15 protein-coding genes are annotated in these 14,602 nt (G+C 67.1%); 8 read left to right on the top strand and 7 right to left on the bottom strand.

The features are described from left to right. The first annotated feature begins 1 nt into the window (after position 1). From AC1DR1_RS01130 to ccsB, 4 genes are read left to right on the top strand one after another with little or no spacing between them, the layout of a single operon-like run. Positions 2-622, top strand: a complete 621-nt coding sequence (locus tag AC1DR1_RS01130) for a TlpA family protein disulfide reductase (protein WP_229993736.1) — start codon at positions 2-4, stop codon at positions 620-622. A gap of 13 nt (positions 623-635) precedes the next feature. Beyond that, the gene (locus AC1DR1_RS01125; RefSeq protein ID WP_229993737.1) at positions 636-1,391 is read left to right on the top strand and encodes a cytochrome c biogenesis CcdA family protein; all 756 of its coding nucleotides are present in this window, start codon (positions 636-638) and stop codon (positions 1,389-1,391) included. Continuing rightward, positions 1,391-3,166, top strand: a complete 1,776-nt coding sequence (gene resB, locus AC1DR1_RS01120; protein ID WP_476992071.1) for a cytochrome c biogenesis protein ResB — start codon at positions 1,391-1,393, stop codon at positions 3,164-3,166. The genes AC1DR1_RS01125 and resB overlap by 1 nt, the downstream gene beginning before the upstream one ends. Next, complete coding sequence (ccsB, locus tag AC1DR1_RS01115; protein WP_364745017.1) at positions 3,166-4,284, top strand: c-type cytochrome biogenesis protein CcsB; 1,119 nt, start codon at positions 3,166-3,168, stop codon at positions 4,282-4,284. The genes resB and ccsB overlap by 1 nt, the downstream gene beginning before the upstream one ends. An 818-nt stretch (positions 4,285-5,102) precedes the next feature. Here the strand turns inward: ccsB and AC1DR1_RS01110 are convergent. Both AC1DR1_RS01110 and AC1DR1_RS01105 read right to left on the bottom strand, forming a co-directional pair. Further along, the gene (locus AC1DR1_RS01110; RefSeq protein ID WP_476992070.1) at positions 5,103-6,092 is read right to left on the bottom strand and encodes a hypothetical protein; all 990 of its coding nucleotides are present in this window, start codon (positions 6,090-6,092) and stop codon (positions 5,103-5,105) included. A gap of 367 nt (positions 6,093-6,459) precedes the next feature. Further along, positions 6,460-6,888, bottom strand: a complete 429-nt coding sequence (locus AC1DR1_RS01105; protein WP_364745022.1) for a PLD nuclease N-terminal domain-containing protein — start codon at positions 6,886-6,888, stop codon at positions 6,460-6,462. Between the two features lie 130 nt (positions 6,889-7,018). On the opposite strand from AC1DR1_RS01105, the gene AC1DR1_RS01100 reads away from it, so the two are divergent. Continuing rightward, positions 7,019-7,342, top strand: coding sequence for a DUF4229 domain-containing protein (locus AC1DR1_RS01100; protein WP_364745025.1), 324 nt, complete (start codon positions 7,019-7,021; stop codon positions 7,340-7,342). A 68-nt stretch (positions 7,343-7,410) separates the two neighbouring features. Here the strand turns inward: AC1DR1_RS01100 and AC1DR1_RS01095 are convergent, their stop codons facing one another. The 5 genes from AC1DR1_RS01095 to AC1DR1_RS01075 all read right to left on the bottom strand — a co-directional run bounded on the left by AC1DR1_RS01095 (position 7,411) and on the right by AC1DR1_RS01075 (position 11,836). Further along, positions 7,411-8,292, bottom strand: a complete 882-nt coding sequence (locus AC1DR1_RS01095) for a 1,4-dihydroxy-2-naphthoate polyprenyltransferase (protein WP_364745026.1) — start codon at positions 8,290-8,292, stop codon at positions 7,411-7,413. 60 nt (positions 8,293-8,352) lie between these two features. Next, on the bottom strand, positions 8,353-9,498 hold the full coding sequence (locus AC1DR1_RS01090) for an AMP-binding protein (protein ID WP_476992163.1): 1,146 nt from the start codon (positions 9,496-9,498) through the stop codon (positions 8,353-8,355). 23 nt (positions 9,499-9,521) lie between these two features. Further along, complete coding sequence (locus AC1DR1_RS01085) at positions 9,522-10,475, bottom strand: 1,4-dihydroxy-2-naphthoyl-CoA synthase (RefSeq protein ID WP_229994764.1); 954 nt, start codon at positions 10,473-10,475, stop codon at positions 9,522-9,524. Positions 10,476-10,496: 21 nt separating this feature from the next. After that, positions 10,497-10,937 (bottom strand): VOC family protein, encoded by a 441-nt coding sequence (locus AC1DR1_RS01080; protein WP_229994765.1) that lies wholly within the window; start codon positions 10,935-10,937, stop codon positions 10,497-10,499. A gap of 137 nt (positions 10,938-11,074) precedes the next feature. Beyond that, positions 11,075-11,836, bottom strand: coding sequence for a CPBP family intramembrane glutamic endopeptidase (locus tag AC1DR1_RS01075; RefSeq protein ID WP_364745034.1), 762 nt, complete (start codon positions 11,834-11,836; stop codon positions 11,075-11,077). Between the two features lie 52 nt (positions 11,837-11,888). On the opposite strand from AC1DR1_RS01075, the gene AC1DR1_RS01070 reads away from it, so the two are divergent. Genes AC1DR1_RS01070 through AC1DR1_RS01060 form a run of 3 tightly spaced genes read left to right on the top strand, consistent with a single transcriptional unit; the run spans position 11,889 to position 14,581 of the window. Beyond that, entirely contained in the window at positions 11,889-12,857 is a 969-nt protein-coding gene (locus AC1DR1_RS01070; RefSeq protein WP_229994767.1) for a metal ABC transporter substrate-binding protein, read from the top strand. Then, positions 12,854-13,702, top strand: a complete 849-nt coding sequence (locus AC1DR1_RS01065) for a metal ABC transporter ATP-binding protein (RefSeq protein WP_476967492.1) — start codon at positions 12,854-12,856, stop codon at positions 13,700-13,702. Before AC1DR1_RS01070 ends, AC1DR1_RS01065 begins: the two co-directional genes overlap by 4 nt. 3 nt (positions 13,703-13,705) lie before the next feature. Next, complete coding sequence (locus AC1DR1_RS01060; RefSeq protein ID WP_364745042.1) at positions 13,706-14,581, top strand: metal ABC transporter permease; 876 nt, start codon at positions 13,706-13,708, stop codon at positions 14,579-14,581. The last annotated feature ends 21 nt before the right edge of the window (positions 14,582-14,602 follow it).

Raw genomic sequence — 14,602 nt, 5'->3', positions numbered from 1 at the left:
GATGCCGACGAACCGCCCCGAAGGGACTCCGCTGTCCCGGCGCCGCGTCCTGACCGTCGGCGGCGCCGCGCTGGCCGCAGTGCTCGGGCTGTCCGGCTGCGCCCAGGACGATGCCCTCGCCAAGCAGGCCAAGGCCGGGGATAACAAGAACTACGTGGCCGGCGACGGGTCCGTGACCGAGTTCGCCGTAGCGGACCGCAAGAGTCCCGTGGCGCTGAAGGGGACGCTGTTCGACGGCACAGCCGTCACGTCGGCGGACTTCCCCGGCAAAGTCACGGTGCTGAACTTCTGGTTCGCCGCCTGCGCCCCCTGCCGGGTCGAGGCGCCCTCCCTCGAGGCGCTGCACCAGGAATTCAAGACCAAGGGCGTGCAGTTCTTCGGGGTCAATTTGCGCGACGAGAAAGCCACGGCCGACGCGTTCGACAAGACGTTCAACCTGACGTACCCGAGCTTCAATGACAAGGACGGCGCCGTGCTGCTGGCCGTCTCCGGACTCGTGCCGCCCGGAGCTGTGCCCACCACCCTCGTGCTGGACAAGCAGGGCCGGGTCGCCTCCCGGGTCCTGGGCGAAATCCAGCAGGGCACCCTGAAGTCCCTCATCGCCGCCGCCGTGGCCGAGTAGTCCGGTCCCCGCCGTGAACAGCCCCTTCGCCGAAGCCATCCTGAACGGATCGCTCCTGCTTGCCATTCCCGTCGCGCTGCTGGCCGGCCTCGTCTCGTTCCTCTCGCCCTGCGTCCTTCCGCTGGTGCCCGGCTACCTGGGCTACGTCACGGGACTGACCGGCGTCGACCTGCAAAAACAACGGCGCGGGCGCATGCTGGCCGGCATCGGGCTGTTCGTCCTGGGCTTCTCCGTGATCTTCGTGCTCCTCGGCGGGGCCTTCGGGCAGCTGGGCAGCCTCATCACCGGCTCGCAGAACAGGTGGATCACCCAGCTGCTGGGCGTCATGGTGATCGTCATGGGCGTCGTGTTCATGGGCGGCTTCGGCTGGCTCCAGCGCGATGCCAAGATCCACGCCAAGCCACCGGCCGGGCTGTGGGGCGCGCCCCTGCTGGGCATCACCTTCGGGCTGGGCTGGGCACCGTGCATCGGCCCCACCTATTCCGCCGTCCAGTTGCTCAGCCTCTCCGGCGGCTCGTCGGCGGCCAAGGGGGCATTTCTGGCCTTCGTGTACAGCCTTGGGCTGGGAATCCCCTTCCTGCTGATCGCCCTGGCCGTGCGCCGCGGCATCGGGGTGATGTCCTTCTTCCGCACGCACCGGCTCGCCATCCAGCGCACCGGCGGCGGGATCCTGATCCTGCTCGGCCTCCTGATGGCCAGCGGTGTGTGGGGCACCTGGGTCTCCGGGTTGCAGTACTGGTTCCAAACCGATGTGAAATTGCCAATCTGATGAGCGAGCGCGTGAACGAAAAGAAGAAGAAGTCCTCGAAGCCCGAGGCGGTCCTGCCCTCGCTGGGCGCGTTGGGCATGCTCCGGTGGGCGTGGACGCAGCTGACCAGCATGCGCACGGCCCTGTTCCTGCTCCTGCTGCTTGCCGTCGCCGCCGTGCCCGGCTCGCTGTTCCCGCAGCGCCCGGCCAACCCGGCGATTGTCACGCAGTACATCAAGGACCACCCCGACTACGGCGCGATCCTGGACTCGCTGCAGCTCTACGACGTTTACTCCTCGGCATGGTTTTCCGCGATCTACATCCTGCTGTTCGTCTCGCTGATCGGCTGCGTGATCCCACGCGCTATCGCGCACTACAAAGCGATGCGCTCCCAGCCCCCGCGCACCCCCGCACGCCTGTCCAGGCTCCCTGAATACGGCACCCTGGTCATTCCGGCCGACGCCGGGATCCCGGCGTCGGCGGCCATCTCCGATGCCGGAGAACTGCTGAAGAAGCGCGGATACCGGGTCGACGTCCGGGACCGCGACGGCGCCCGCCCCTCTTTGGGGGCCGAGCGTGGCTTCCTGAAGGAGGTCGGCAACCTCGTCTTCCACACCTCGCTGATCGGAGTGCTGGTCTCCGTGGCGGCCGGCGGCCTCTTCGGCTACAGCGGGCAGCGGATCCTGGTGGAGGGCGACACGTTCGTCAACACCCTCGTCGGCTACGACCAGTTCACGCCCGGCACCAACTTCCAGAGCAGCCAGCTCCAGCCGTATTCGGTCCAGCTGGACAAGTTCGACATCACCTTCGACCGCGAATCGCAGGGCAAGTTCGGTCAGCCCATCGACTTCACGGCCGCCGTGACCACGAAGGAAAACCCGGACGCACCCGCCAAGCAGGAAGTGCTCAAGGTCAACGACCCGCTCAGCCTCGGCGGCACCAGCGTGTACCTCACGGGTAACGGCTACGCTCCCGTGGTCACCATCCGCGACGGCGCCGGAAATATTGCCATGCAGGGGCCAGTGGTCGCCAAGCTCCAGGGCGAGAACTACTACTCCTCCGTGGTCATCAAGGTCCCGGACGCCAAGCCGGAACAGCTCGCCTTCGCCGGGTTCTTCCTGCCGACGGCGTTTGTCACCGACCAGGGGGTGTCCTTCAGCGGTGATCCGGAGCTCATCAACCCGCAGCTGACCCTGAACTCCTACTTCGGCGACCTCGGCCTGGACGCCGGCTCCCCGCAGAACGTCTTCGAGCTCGACGTAAAGAAACTGACGCCGCTCAATGCCCGCAACCTGGACACCAAGGGCATCGTCCTGGCGCCCGGGGGCAGCTACACGCTGCCGAACGGCAAGGGTTCCATCAGCTTCGACGGCGTCAAGCGCTACATCGGAGTGGACATCCACCACAACCCCGGCCAGCTTTACGCCCTGATCTTCGCGCTCCTGGCCGTGGCCGGGCTGGTGACCTCGCTCTACGTCAACCGCCGCCGCGTCTGGGTCCGCACCGGCACCCACGAGGACGGCCGCACCATGGTGGAGTACGGTCTCCTGGCACGCGGTGAAGACCACCGCCTGGCCGGGGAGGCCGCAGCCATCCGCAAACTCCTTTCCGACGAATGGCTATTGGGCGAGGACCCCACGACCGGTTCCCAGCCCGCTCCCAGCACAACGGCGGATAATGACCGGGCGGATTCCGCCGCGAACGGCGCCGGCAGCACACACGCCACCGAAGAACAACCCGCAGAAGACTTCATCCAGTCAACAGCCGGCTCTTCCGAGTCGAAGAAGGATCAGTAATGTTGTTCTCGATCAACGAAACCATGGGCCAGTACAGCGAGCTCTTCATGCTGCTGGCCGCAGGCACGTACACGGTGGCGTTCATCGCCTTCGCTTGGGACCTGGCCAAGAGCAGCAAGATGCTGCGCGCGGTGGACCTGAAGGCCGCGGAACTCGCCGCGCAGGCGACGACAACCGAGGCAGCGCGCATGCCCGTCGGCGTCGGTGCGGGGACCGCCGGAGGCGACGTTGACCGCTCCGATGCGGACGTCAGCGGCCCGGCAGGCCGTGCCGAGCGTCCGACGTCGGCCGTCTCCGGGCGCGGCACCGCGGCAGGTGCAGGCCAGACCGCCGACGGCAGCATGCGCTACGGCGGCGAGCGGCGTGCCCCCGCGCGGGTGGCCGTCGCGCTGACCGTCCTCGGCGCTGCGATCCATGCGGCCGGTGTGATCACCCGCGCCCTCGGTGCAGGCCGGGTGCCGTGGGGCAACATGTACGAATTCCTCACCACCGGCGCGTTCGTGGCCGTGGCAGTCTTCCTCCTCGTGCTGATCCGCCGCGACCTGCGCTTCCTGGGCACGTTCGTGATCGGCCTGGCCATCATCATGCTGGTTGCGGCTTCCATCGCCTTCTGGACGCCCGTGGGCCACCTCGTACCGGCGCTGCAGAGCTACTGGCTGATCATCCACGTTTCCATCGCGGTGATGTCCTCGGCCCTGTTCACCCTGACTTTCGCGATGTCCGCGCTGCAGCTCGTGCAGTCGCACCGGCAGAAGACCATCGCGGCCGGCGGTGCCGACAAGCTCGGGTTCATGCGCCTGGTCCCGAACGCCCTGAGCCTGGAGAACCTGTCGTACCGCATCAACGCCATCGCGTTCGTCGGCTGGACGTTCACGCTCATGTTCGGCGCCATCTGGGCCGAGAAGGCCTGGGGCCGCTTCTGGGGCTGGGACACCAAGGAAGTCTGGACCTTCGTGATCTGGGTGGTCTACGCCGGATACCTGCACGCCCGCGCCACCCGCGGCTGGACCGGAACCCGTGCCGCCTGGCTGTCGATCGTCGGCTACCTGTGCGTGGTCTTCAACTTCACGATCGTGAACCAGTTCTTCAACGGCCTGCACTCCTACTCGGGACTGTAAGCCGCACCCCAGCCCACGATTCGCCACAGATGGCCGCTAAGCCGATGCGCTTGGCGGCCATTCGTGTCAGATGAGTGCGGTTGGGGTGGCGTGGCGTGGCGGGCACTGCGTTGGGGTGGCGCGGCGTGGCGGGCACTGCGTTGGGGTGGCGCGGCGTGGCGGGCACTGCGTTGGGGTGGCGCGGCGGGCACTGCGTTGCGTGGGCTTCGGCCCCGGGCCTTTGGACCCCGGGGCGGGTTCTTTCCGGGGCTGGCTCGAACTCCATCGATTTGCCGCAGATGGGCGCTATGCAACCGTGCTTAGCGGCCATTCGTGCCAAGTGAGTGCGCTGTGGGGCGGGCACGTTGACGTTGCCCCGGCTTCGGCCCCGGGCCTTTGGAGCCGGGGGCGGGTTCTTCCGGGCTGCGGCTGGCCCGAACTCCATCTATTTGCCGCAGATGGCCGCTATGCAACCGTGCTTAGCGGCCATTCGTGTCAAGTGAGTGCTCTGTGGGGCGGGCACGTTGGCGTCGCCCCGGCTTCGGCCGCGGACCTTTGGACCCGGGGGGCGGGTTCTTTCCGGGGCTCCGCCAGCACTCTCTCCATCGATTCGTCGCAGATGGCCGCTATGCCACCGTGCTTAGCGGTCATTCGTGCCAAGTGAGTGCTCCGTGGGGCGGGCACGTTGACGTTGCCCCGGCTTCGGCCCCGGGCACGGGCCTTCGGAACCGGGGCGTGTGGTTTGCCCGAGTGCGCTTGAACTTCGTCCCGGTGCTTCCAGGGGCTCCGCCAGCACTCTCTCCATCGATTCGCCGCGGATGGCCGCTATGCCACCGTGCTTAGCGGTCATTCGTGTCAAGTGAGTGCTCCGTGGGGCGGGCACGTTGACGTTGCCCCGGCTTCGGCCCCGGGCCGGGCGTCCAGCCGCGCTCCGTCAGCGCCGCGCGCACGCGGGTAACCGCGGCCGGCTCCATCCCAGGGGCGAACGGGGTCAAGTCCCATTGGGTCAATACGACGACGCGCCACCCGGCATCCCTGGCGTTCTCATCCCGAGAGATGTCGCTGCGACGCTGGGCCGGACTGGCGTGATGCCCGCCGTCGTACTGAATCGCGATCTTTTCTTGCTCGTAGGAGAGGTCCGGGTCTTGGATCCAACCGCCGGTCTCGTTGAACATGGGGACGTTGATCCCCGGTTCGGGCAGGCCATGTCGAATCAGAAGTAGCCGGAGTTCGGTCTCTTTGGGGGAGTCCGTGTCGGCGCGTATCAGGGAGCGGGCACGCATAGCGCTCCGGTAGCCCGCCCTGCCTTGCTTCCCGGCGAGGAATGCGTCCAGCTCATCGATGGTGGTCAGTGGATTTCTCCGCCGCAACAGGAAGTCCCCGGCAATCACCAATTCATCGAGGCTCAGGATGCCGGCGAGATCGAACCACGTCCGCAGCGGGGAGGTGCAGCTCACCCTGGCCCCGGGCACGATCTCCCCCGGTTCAAGTGACTGCTGATGGCCCACCACATTCTTATGCCGCACAGCCCGATGGCCCGGCCGACTCGTCAGATGGACGACAGCCAGATTCTCCAAGGCCTGCGGCAGAGGAAAACCCCACAGCACTGCCGCAGACAGATGACTCACGATTGCGCCCGTCACGGCCGTCAGGGCATGCACGCGTTCCAGCAAACTATCTGGGGTGGCGGCGGTGGCGCGCACTCCGTAACAGGGGCTGACGAGATCCCGGGCCCGGGTCCGGCGTCGGCCCAGCCCGGCACTGCGGGCCTCGGCCACGGTGAAGGGCCGGTTTCGAAGATGTGGGGGAAGCTCACTGGGCTGGCGCATACGAGCATTCTGCGCCGACGCCGAGAGTGCTCGGAGGTTATCCACAGAGCGGGCAGGGTGTGGGGGAGGAGTGGACCGTGGAAGCTGCAGGCGCGGGCGCGGATGAGCGGCGGCCGTTTGCCGGAGATGGCCGCTTTGAGGCGGGGATTCCGGCCATCTGGGGCGAATGGCCGCAGTTAGGATGCCCGGTGGTGGTGGGGATGGCCGAAGACGTACGGGACGCCTGGGCCCGGTGCGGGGACACACTTGGCCAGCTGCAGGCGCGGGCGGCGGATGAGCGGCGGCCGTTTGCCGGAGATGGCCGCTTTGAGGCGGGGATTCCGGCCATCTGGGGCGAAAGGCCGCAGTTAGGAAAGCCGGAAAGGTGCTATTTGACTTCGTCGGTGCCTGGCGTTCCGGCGTCACCGGGTTCATGGGCATCGCCGGCGCCCTCCGGGCCGCCGGCCTCCGCGCTGCCGGCGTCGGGCTTGCGATCCTTGGCGTCGAGTTCTTCCTTGAGCTTCTTGAGCCTCTCGGCCTCGGCCTGGTGGCGGCGGCGGATTTCAAGGTTGCGGAGGAATTCGGGGTCGTCGTCGGGCGCTACCGGGTGGCTGTAGGGGACCGGTGCGGTGTCCGTGGCGCGGGGGCGCCCAAGGAGGAACCACAGGGTGGCACCGACCACGGGGAGGAGAATCTGCACGAAGATCCAGGCGGTCTTGGAGATGCCCCTGGTCAGCCGCGCGTCAGTGCGGATGAGGTCGACCAGTCCATAGACAAATACGGCCAATATGACGATCGGAACCACTACACGGAGCATACCTTCAGTCTAGCCGTCGGGCGCCTCGACGGCGCAGGTCACTGTGGCCCGGTGCAGGCCGCCGGCGCCGCAGCGGCGGGGAGCAAGGTGGCCGAAGCAGCCCCGCTGTCCTGGCGGCTAAACTTGAGGGGTGGCATTCCTCAAATACACCCTGATTCGGCTGGCGCTGTTTGCGCCCTTGTTTGCGCTCTTCCTCTACCTGCAGCTGGGGGTGCTCCTGGCTGCCCTGTGCGCCGGGATGATGTCCTTCGCCATCAGCTTCCTGTTCTTCCAGAGGCAGCGCGACGCGGCCACGGCGACGCTCCACCACCGGTTCTCGGGTAAGGCCAAGCCGATGCGCAGCGCCGGCGAGGTGGCTGACGCCGAGGCCGAAGACCGCCTCGTGGACGCGAACCCCGACATTGCAGTCCGCACGGACAACCGCCCCAAGGATTCCCAGCAGCCAGGGTCCTGAGCCCCGGCCGTCATTTCAAGCAGTCCTTGAAAAGTCGCGGCTCGAAGCCGCGGCTCAGAGCCCCCGGCTTAGAACCCGTGGCTGAGGACGAGTCCGATTGAAAACAGCGCGGCGAAGCCGAGGTTGATCAGTCCGGTCTGCTTCAGGACGGGGATGAGGCTCTTTCGGCGCCGCCCGGCGATCATCAGCCAGGACGGCATGAGGCTGGCGGGGATCAGCAGCAGCACGATCAGCATCCACGGCCGAGCGGGGGCCAGGACGATGACCAGCAGGATCGCGACGGCGAGCATCAGCACGTAGCTTTCGCGTGCGTGCTTGTCCCCGAGCCGGACGGCCAGGGTTTTCTTTCCCGCCTTTCTGTCGGTCGGGATGTCGCGGACGTTGTTGGCCATCAGCAGCGCACACGCGATCAGCCCGGTGCCGATCGCCCCGATGATGGCGGCGAGGCTGAGCTGCCCCGCCTGCGTGTACGTGGTGCCAAGCGTTGCGACGAGCCCGAAGAACACAAACACGAAGACGTCGCCCAGGCCGAGGTATCCGTACGGGTTCTTGCCCCCCGTGTAGCCCCAGGCGGCCAGCACGCAGCCGAGGCCGACCAGGATGAGCCACCAGGCCTGCGTGATGATCACAAGGATCAGGCCGAACAGCATCGCCAGCCCGAACGCCGCGAACGCGGCCCGTTTGACGTGCTCCGGACTCGCGGTCCCCGAGCCCACCAGCCGGAGGGGACCCACCCGGTCCTCATCCGTGCCGCGGATGCCGTCCGAGTAGTCGTTGGCGTAGTTGACGCCGATCTGCAGGAGCAGGGCGACCAGGGCCGCCAGCACGGCGTTCAGCAGGATGAACGAATCCATCTCGTAGGCGGCTGCGCTGCCGATCAGCACCGGTGCGATTGCAGCCGGCAGGGTGCGCAGTCGGGCGCCTTGGATCCATTGTGCGGCTGTGGCCACGGTCAGTACCTCGTTGATTGGTTGAATACTCGTTGGTTGGTTGAATAGCCAGCGGCTTGTCTATTTTCCCTGATGGAGCGCATCCAGCAGGACCGTCATGCCCAGGCGGTCCGGTTTGCCGTTGGGCAGCATGAGCAGTTCCGCCGCGGGCAGGACCGTCTTCGGGGCCAGCGCGCCCAGCGCGGGTCCCCAGGTTTCGTTCCGGCGGGCGGCGAACGCCGCCATGCCTTCCGGGGAACTGTCGCCCATGGCGACGTACGCAGCCAGGGCGTGGCCCCACTCGGCAGAGGGCACCCCGGCGACAAAAGCCGCCCGCACGCCGTCGAGCTTTTCCAGCTCAGCCTGGACATAGGCGGCGGAAACCTTGACGCCGCCGGTGATGACGACGTCGTCGGCCCGGCCGAGAACGGTGAGCCGGCCGTCAGCGTCCAGTTCACCGAGGTCATTGGTCCGGTACCAGCGGATGCCGTCCTCTTCGATGAACGTCGCTGCCGAGAGCTCGGGGGCCTGAAGATACCCGGCGGCGACGGTTGCCCCGCCCAGCAGGATGCGGCCGTCGTTCTCCACGCGGACCAGGACGTCTTCGAGCGGGAAACCGTCGTACACGCAGCCGCCGCAGGTCTCGGACGAACCGTAGGTGGTCACCACGCGCGCTCCGGCGTCCCGGGCCGCGGCGAGCAGCTCGGCAGGGGCGGGGCCGCCGCCGAGCAGGATGGCGTTGAAGCGCCGCAGCACCGCCAGCGTCTCGGCTGAGGGCGCGTCCAGCAGCCTCTGAAGCTGGGTGGGCACCAGCGAGGTGAAACGGATCTTGTCCGTGAGCTCCAGCGCCGCGGCGGTGAAGGCCTCCGGCGTAAAGCCGCCGGACAGGTCCATGACCCACGGGCGGGTCCCGGCAAAGAGCGAGCGGACCAGCACCTGTACCCCGGCCACGTACTGGACGGGGAGGGCCAGCAGCCACTGGCCTTCGCCCTTGAGCGCAAAGGCGGTCGCCACGGACGAGGCCGCCAGGGCCTCGACGGTGAGGACGGTCGCCTTCGGCGCGCCGGTGGACCCGGAGGTCCGCACCACGACGGCCGCGTCCTCGATGCCGGCCGTGTCAGGGAATCCCAGCACCGGTGAGCCGTCCGGCCCGGCGGAGAGTTCGACGGCGGGACCCTCGCCGTGGAGGGCAGCAGCCAGCGCCTTGAGCGCGGGCTCGATGTTCATGGCTCCGGAAGTCACAATGCGCCTTAGAAGTAGTACGGGAACGCGGACCAGTCGGGATCGCGTTTCTCGAGGAAGGCCTCCTTGCCCTCCACGGCCTCGTCGGTCATGTAGGCCAGGCGCGTCGCCTCGCCGGCGAAGACCTGCTGGCCGGCCAGGCCGTCGTCCGCCAGGTTGAACGCGAACTTGAGCATGCGGATGGCCTGCGGGGACTGCCGGGCAATGTCCGCGGCGTACTCCAGGGCGACCTCCTCAAGGCGTCCGTGGTCCACGGCCTCGTTCACGGCGCCCATCCTGACCATGTCCTCGGCGGAATATTCGCGGGCCAGGAAGAAGATTTCCCGGGCGGCCTTCTGGCCGATCTGGCGGGCCAGGAGGGCCGAGCCGTAGCCGGCGTCGAAACTGCCCACGGTGGCGTCGGTCTGCTTGAACTTTCCGTGCTCACGGGAGGCGATGGTGAGGTCCGAGACGACGTGCAGGGAGTGCCCGCCGCCGGCCGCCCAGCCGTTGACGACGGCGATGACCACCTTGGGCATGGTGCGCATGAGCCGCTGGACTTCCAGGATGTGCAGCCGGCCGGCGCGGGCGGGGTCGATGGTCTCCGTCGTTTCCCCGTTGGCGTACCGGTAACCGTCACGGCCGCGGATCCGCTGGTCCCCGCCGGAGCAAAACGAATGGCCGCCGTCCTTGGGGGAGGGGCCGTTTCCGGTGAGCAGCACGGTGGCCACGTCCGGGGTCATCCGGGCGTGGTCCATGGCGCGGTAGAGCTCGTCCACCGTGCCCGGCCTGAAGGCATTGCGGACCTCGGGGCGGTCGAAGGCGATGCGCACGGTGGGCAGGTCCCGGACCACAGAGCCGTCCGCCCCACGCTCCACCTGCCGGTGATAGGTCATGTCCTGGAAGTCGTCGAAACCGGACACGGTGCGCCACCGGGTGGGGTCAAAGACGTCGGATACCTTGGCGGGGATTTCGTTGCTCACAGTCCGAGTCTAGTAATCGCGTCAGCTGATGCAGAACTCGTTGCCTTCCGGGTCCGCCATGGTGTGCCAGGAATGCGGTCCCTGGCTGGCGGTCCAGAGGAATGTGGCGCCGCGCGCTTCAAGGGCGGCCCGCACGGCATCCTTGTCTGCGCCCGCGAGCCTCACGTCCCAGTGGACCCGGTTCTTGACGCTTTTTTCTTCCGGGACGATCTGGAACAGAATGCGCCGGGCGGGCGATTTGGCGTCGAGTTCGTCTGGCGGGCGGATGGCGGCGCCCTCGCGCCACACGAGCTTGCCATGGTGCATCGTGGTGTCCGCCTCGGTAGCGAAGCCCTGATCGATCATGGAGTGGATGAAAACCTCATCCTGTGGCTCCACCGCCCATTCCAGTGTTTCAGCCCACCAGTCGGCGAGCTCGTGCGGGTTTTTGCAGTCCACAGCGATCTGGATGTTCAGTGTCATGGAAAGAACCTACGACGTCGGCGCCCACGCCGGAAGGGTCCGGACCGGCATATCTCCCGCTGTTTCCAAACAACGCGGGGTCACGCACGAACCCAGTGTGCCCCGCATGGGCCGCAAGTGACCCCGCGTTGCTTTGGCTAGCCCTGGACCTGCTGCAGCTGTTCGAGGACTTCCGGCGGAATCGCGTAAATGAAGATGACCGCGAGGAGGTTTTTGGAGGCGTGGACGAAGTAGGAGAACATCACGTTCTTCCCGGTCCAGACATACACGAACACCAGGACGGCGCCCATGGCGAGGTAGGGCATCAGCACCTGCAGGGTCATTTGTTCCTGGCCCACGATGTGCAGGGCCCCGAAGAGGACCACGGACAGGACACAGCAGACCCAGAGGTTGACCCGGCGGCTCAGTTTGCCGATCAGCAGATGGCGGAAAATGTATTCCTCGACGAACGGTCCCACCATCACCAGCAGGGGCACCATGAGCCAGACCGGGACCTGCTGCATGAGCGCCTGGAGCCCGGCCTGATTGGCGGAGGTCTGCACCGGCCCGCTGACCGCCACGAGAACCGCGGTGAGGGTAAGCATCACCACGACGGCCAGCGGCACCATGAGCGCCGTGAACCAGGGCCGTGTGGCCAGGACGCGGAGGTCCCGGACGGCAACGCGCCGCGCGGCGGTCAGGGCAAGGATGCCGATAGTGGCGTAAAAGATCAGGTTGACCGCGTAGGACGCCACCGCAGGATTGGGCGATATCTGCAGCAGCAGCGGCGCCAACAGCCCGCCCGCCACGGCGAACAATCCGGCCACAGCAACATAGAGCCCAACGGTGACGAAATCGAGCCGGGAGAACCGGTAAAGTTCCGGCTGCGGCGCGGGTGGTGTGCGGAGAGCTGTGCCCATGTCCCCAGCCTAGCGCCGCGGCAAGGTTGCGCAGTCACGTACAATATTCGGCATGCCTAAATTTTCGTTTCGGTGCGCCAAAGTTGTCCGCCGATCCCGTCCCGTTCGCGCCGCCGGAGCCGCCGTCGCTGCCGTTCTTCTCTGCCTGTCCCTGGCCGCGTGCGGGAGTGCCGGCCAGGGCCAGGGGTCCGGGGACGGGAAGCCCGTAGTCTTGACCACCTTCACCGTCCTTGCCGACGTGGCCCAGAACGTGGCGGGGGACAAGCTGCAGGTCGAATCCATCACCAAGGCCGGCGCTGAGATCCACGGCTACGAGCCCACCCCCGGCGATATCCGCAAGGCAGCCAAGGCGGACCTGATCCTGGACAACGGCCTGAACCTTGAAGCGTGGTTTGCCCAGTTCGTTGAAGGCCTGGACGTTCCGCACGCCGTGGTGAGCGAAGGCGTGGAGGTGATGTCCATCAGCGAAGACTCCTACCAGGGCAAACCGAACCCGCACGCGTGGATGTCGCCGGTCAACGTGCAGATCTATGTGGACAACATGGTGAAGGCGTTCTCGAAGCTCGACCCGGACAACGCTGCGGTCTTTGAGGCGAACGGCGCGGCCTACAAGGCCAAGCTCCAGTCGGTGAAGGATGAAATGGTCCAGAAGCTGGCGACTGTCCCCGAGGCGCAGCGGGCCCTCGTGACGTGCGAGGGCGCGTTCTCTTACCTGGCGCGCGACGCCGGCCTCCGGGAGGTCTACATCTGGGCCGTCAACGCCGAACAGCAGGCCACCCCGCAACAGATCACCAAGGCGATCGAATTCGTGAAGGCCAACAAGGTCCCCGCAGTCTTCTGCGAGTCCACGGTGTCGGACGCACCGATGCGCCAGGTGGAGGGAGCCACGGGTTCGACGTTCGGCGGGGTGCTGTACGTGGATTCGCTCTCCGAATCGGACGGGCCCGTCCCCACGTACCTGGACCTCATCCGGCACGACTCCAAGATCATCACCGAGGGCCTGACAGGAGCGGCATCATGAGCAATCCGGCGATTCTGGTGGAAAACGTCACCGTCCACTACGGCGAGGTCCTGGCGCTCGACGCCGCGTCGCTGTCCCTTGACACTGCCCGGATCTGCGGCCTGGTGGGCATGAACGGCTCCGGCAAATCCACGCTGTTCAAGGCGATCATGGGAATGATCAAGCCCGACGCCGGCCGCGTCCTCATCAACGGTGAACCGCCCGCCAAGGCGCGCAAGGCCGGCGGGATCGGCTATGTCCCGCAGAGCGAGGACGTGGACTGGCAGTTCCCGCTGTCCGTCCGCGACGTGGTGATGATGGGCCGCTACGGGCACCAGGGGTTCACCCGCCGCGCTTCCAAGGCGGACCGCGCCGCCGTCGACCTCGCCCTGGACCGGGTGGAACTCTCCGAGTTCGCCGGCCGGCAGATCGGCCAGCTTTCGGGCGGGCAGAAGAAGCGTGCCTTCGTGGCCCGGGGAATCGCCCAGGGAGCCACCATGATGCTCCTGGACGAGCCGTTCGCCGGCGTCGACAAGCGCTCCGAGGCGACCATCACGCGCCTGCTCAAGGAGCTCGCCTCGGACGGCTGCACCATCCTGATCTCAACCCATGACCTTCATGCCCTGCCGCAACTATGCGACGAAGCCGTGCTCCTGATGCGCAAAGTCCTCATGCACGGCCCGCCCGAGGTCGTCCTGCAACCCGAGCACCTGGCCATGGCATTCGGCCTCGACGTGCTCAACCGCGACCTCCCCGGCGCGGCCGACCCCGACGACGGTCTCACCGCCCCGGATCCCGCTGACCGGCAACTCACTGACCCGGATCTCCCTTACCGGGCCGCATCGAAACCACAAGGCAGGAGCTGACCCATGGATCTCTTCGACATCCTGCTGGAACCGCTGAGCTATGACTTCATGGTCCGTGCCATCATCACCACGGCGCTGGCTGCGATTGTGTGCGCCGTGCTGAGCTGCTGGCTGGTGCTGATCGGCTGGTCACTGATGGGCGACGCCGTCTCCCACGCCGTGCTGCCGGGCGTGGTGCTCGCCTACATCGTCGGGGCGCCCTTCGCCCTGGGAGCGCTGGTATTCGCGCTCATTGCCGTGACCCTGATCGGGGTGGTCCGCAACACGAGCCGGGTGAAGGAGGACGCGGCGATCGGGATCGTCTTCACCTCACTGTTCGCCCTGGGCCTGGTGCTCATCTCCGTCACACCGAGCCAAACGGACCTGAACCACATCATCTTCGGCAACCTGCTCGGCGTCAGCATCCCGGACCTCATCCAGGTTCTTGTGCTGGGCGTGGTCGCCTTCACCATCCTGATCCTCAAGCGGCGCGACCTGACGCTCTACGCCTTCGACCCCACGCACGCCCACGCGATCGGGCTGTCCCCGAAACGCCTCGGAGCCCTCTTGCTGGGCCTCCTGGCGCTGACCTCCGTCGTGGCGCTGCAGACCGTGGGCGTGGTGCTGGTAGTGGCCATGCTGATCATCCCCGGCGCCACGGCCTACCTGCTGACGGACCGGTTCTCCCGCATGCTCGTGATCGCGCCGGTCATTTCCGCGGTGTGCTCCATCGCCGGCATCTACCTCAGCTATTACCTCGACACCGCCTCCGGCGCCATGGTGGTCCTGACGCAGGGGGCCGCCTTCGCCGCCGTCTACCTGTTCAGCCCCCGACAGGGCCTGATCGGGACGCGGCTGGCGAAGGCCCGGCGCAAGAACGCGGTAGCGCTCGCGGCCTGAGCCCGGCCGACGGCGGCAGGC

The sequence above is a fragment of the Arthrobacter sp. P4_F10 genome (assembly GCF_056401435.1).
The sequence above is the reverse complement of the archived record's forward strand: the minus strand, read 5'-3'. Positions and strand labels throughout refer to the sequence as shown.

Coding starts and splice junctions, on each gene's coding strand:
- AC1DR1_RS01130 (WP_229993736.1), top strand. CDS start 2: ATGCCGACGAACCGCCCCGAAGGGACTCCGCTGTCCCGGCGCCGCGTC.
- resB (WP_476992071.1), top strand. CDS start 1,391: ATGAGCGAGCGCGTGAACGAAAAGAAGAAGAAGTCCTCGAAGCCCGAG.
- ccsB (WP_364745017.1), top strand. CDS start 3,166: ATGTTGTTCTCGATCAACGAAACCATGGGCCAGTACAGCGAGCTCTTC.
- AC1DR1_RS01110 (WP_476992070.1), bottom strand. CDS start 6,092: ATGCGCCAGCCCAGTGAGCTTCCCCCACATCTTCGAAACCGGCCCTTC.
- AC1DR1_RS01105 (WP_364745022.1), bottom strand. CDS start 6,888: ATGCTCCGTGTAGTGGTTCCGATCGTCATATTGGCCGTATTTGTCTAT.
- AC1DR1_RS01090 (WP_476992163.1), bottom strand. CDS start 9,498: ATGAACATCGAGCCCGCGCTCAAGGCGCTGGCTGCTGCCCTCCACGGC.
- AC1DR1_RS01080 (WP_229994765.1), bottom strand. CDS start 10,937: ATGACACTGAACATCCAGATCGCTGTGGACTGCAAAAACCCGCACGAG.
- AC1DR1_RS01075 (WP_364745034.1), bottom strand. CDS start 11,836: ATGGGCACAGCTCTCCGCACACCACCCGCGCCGCAGCCGGAACTTTAC.
- AC1DR1_RS01070 (WP_229994767.1), top strand. CDS start 11,889: ATGCCTAAATTTTCGTTTCGGTGCGCCAAAGTTGTCCGCCGATCCCGT.
- AC1DR1_RS01065 (WP_476967492.1), top strand. CDS start 12,854: ATGAGCAATCCGGCGATTCTGGTGGAAAACGTCACCGTCCACTACGGC.
- AC1DR1_RS01060 (WP_364745042.1), top strand. CDS start 13,706: ATGGATCTCTTCGACATCCTGCTGGAACCGCTGAGCTATGACTTCATG.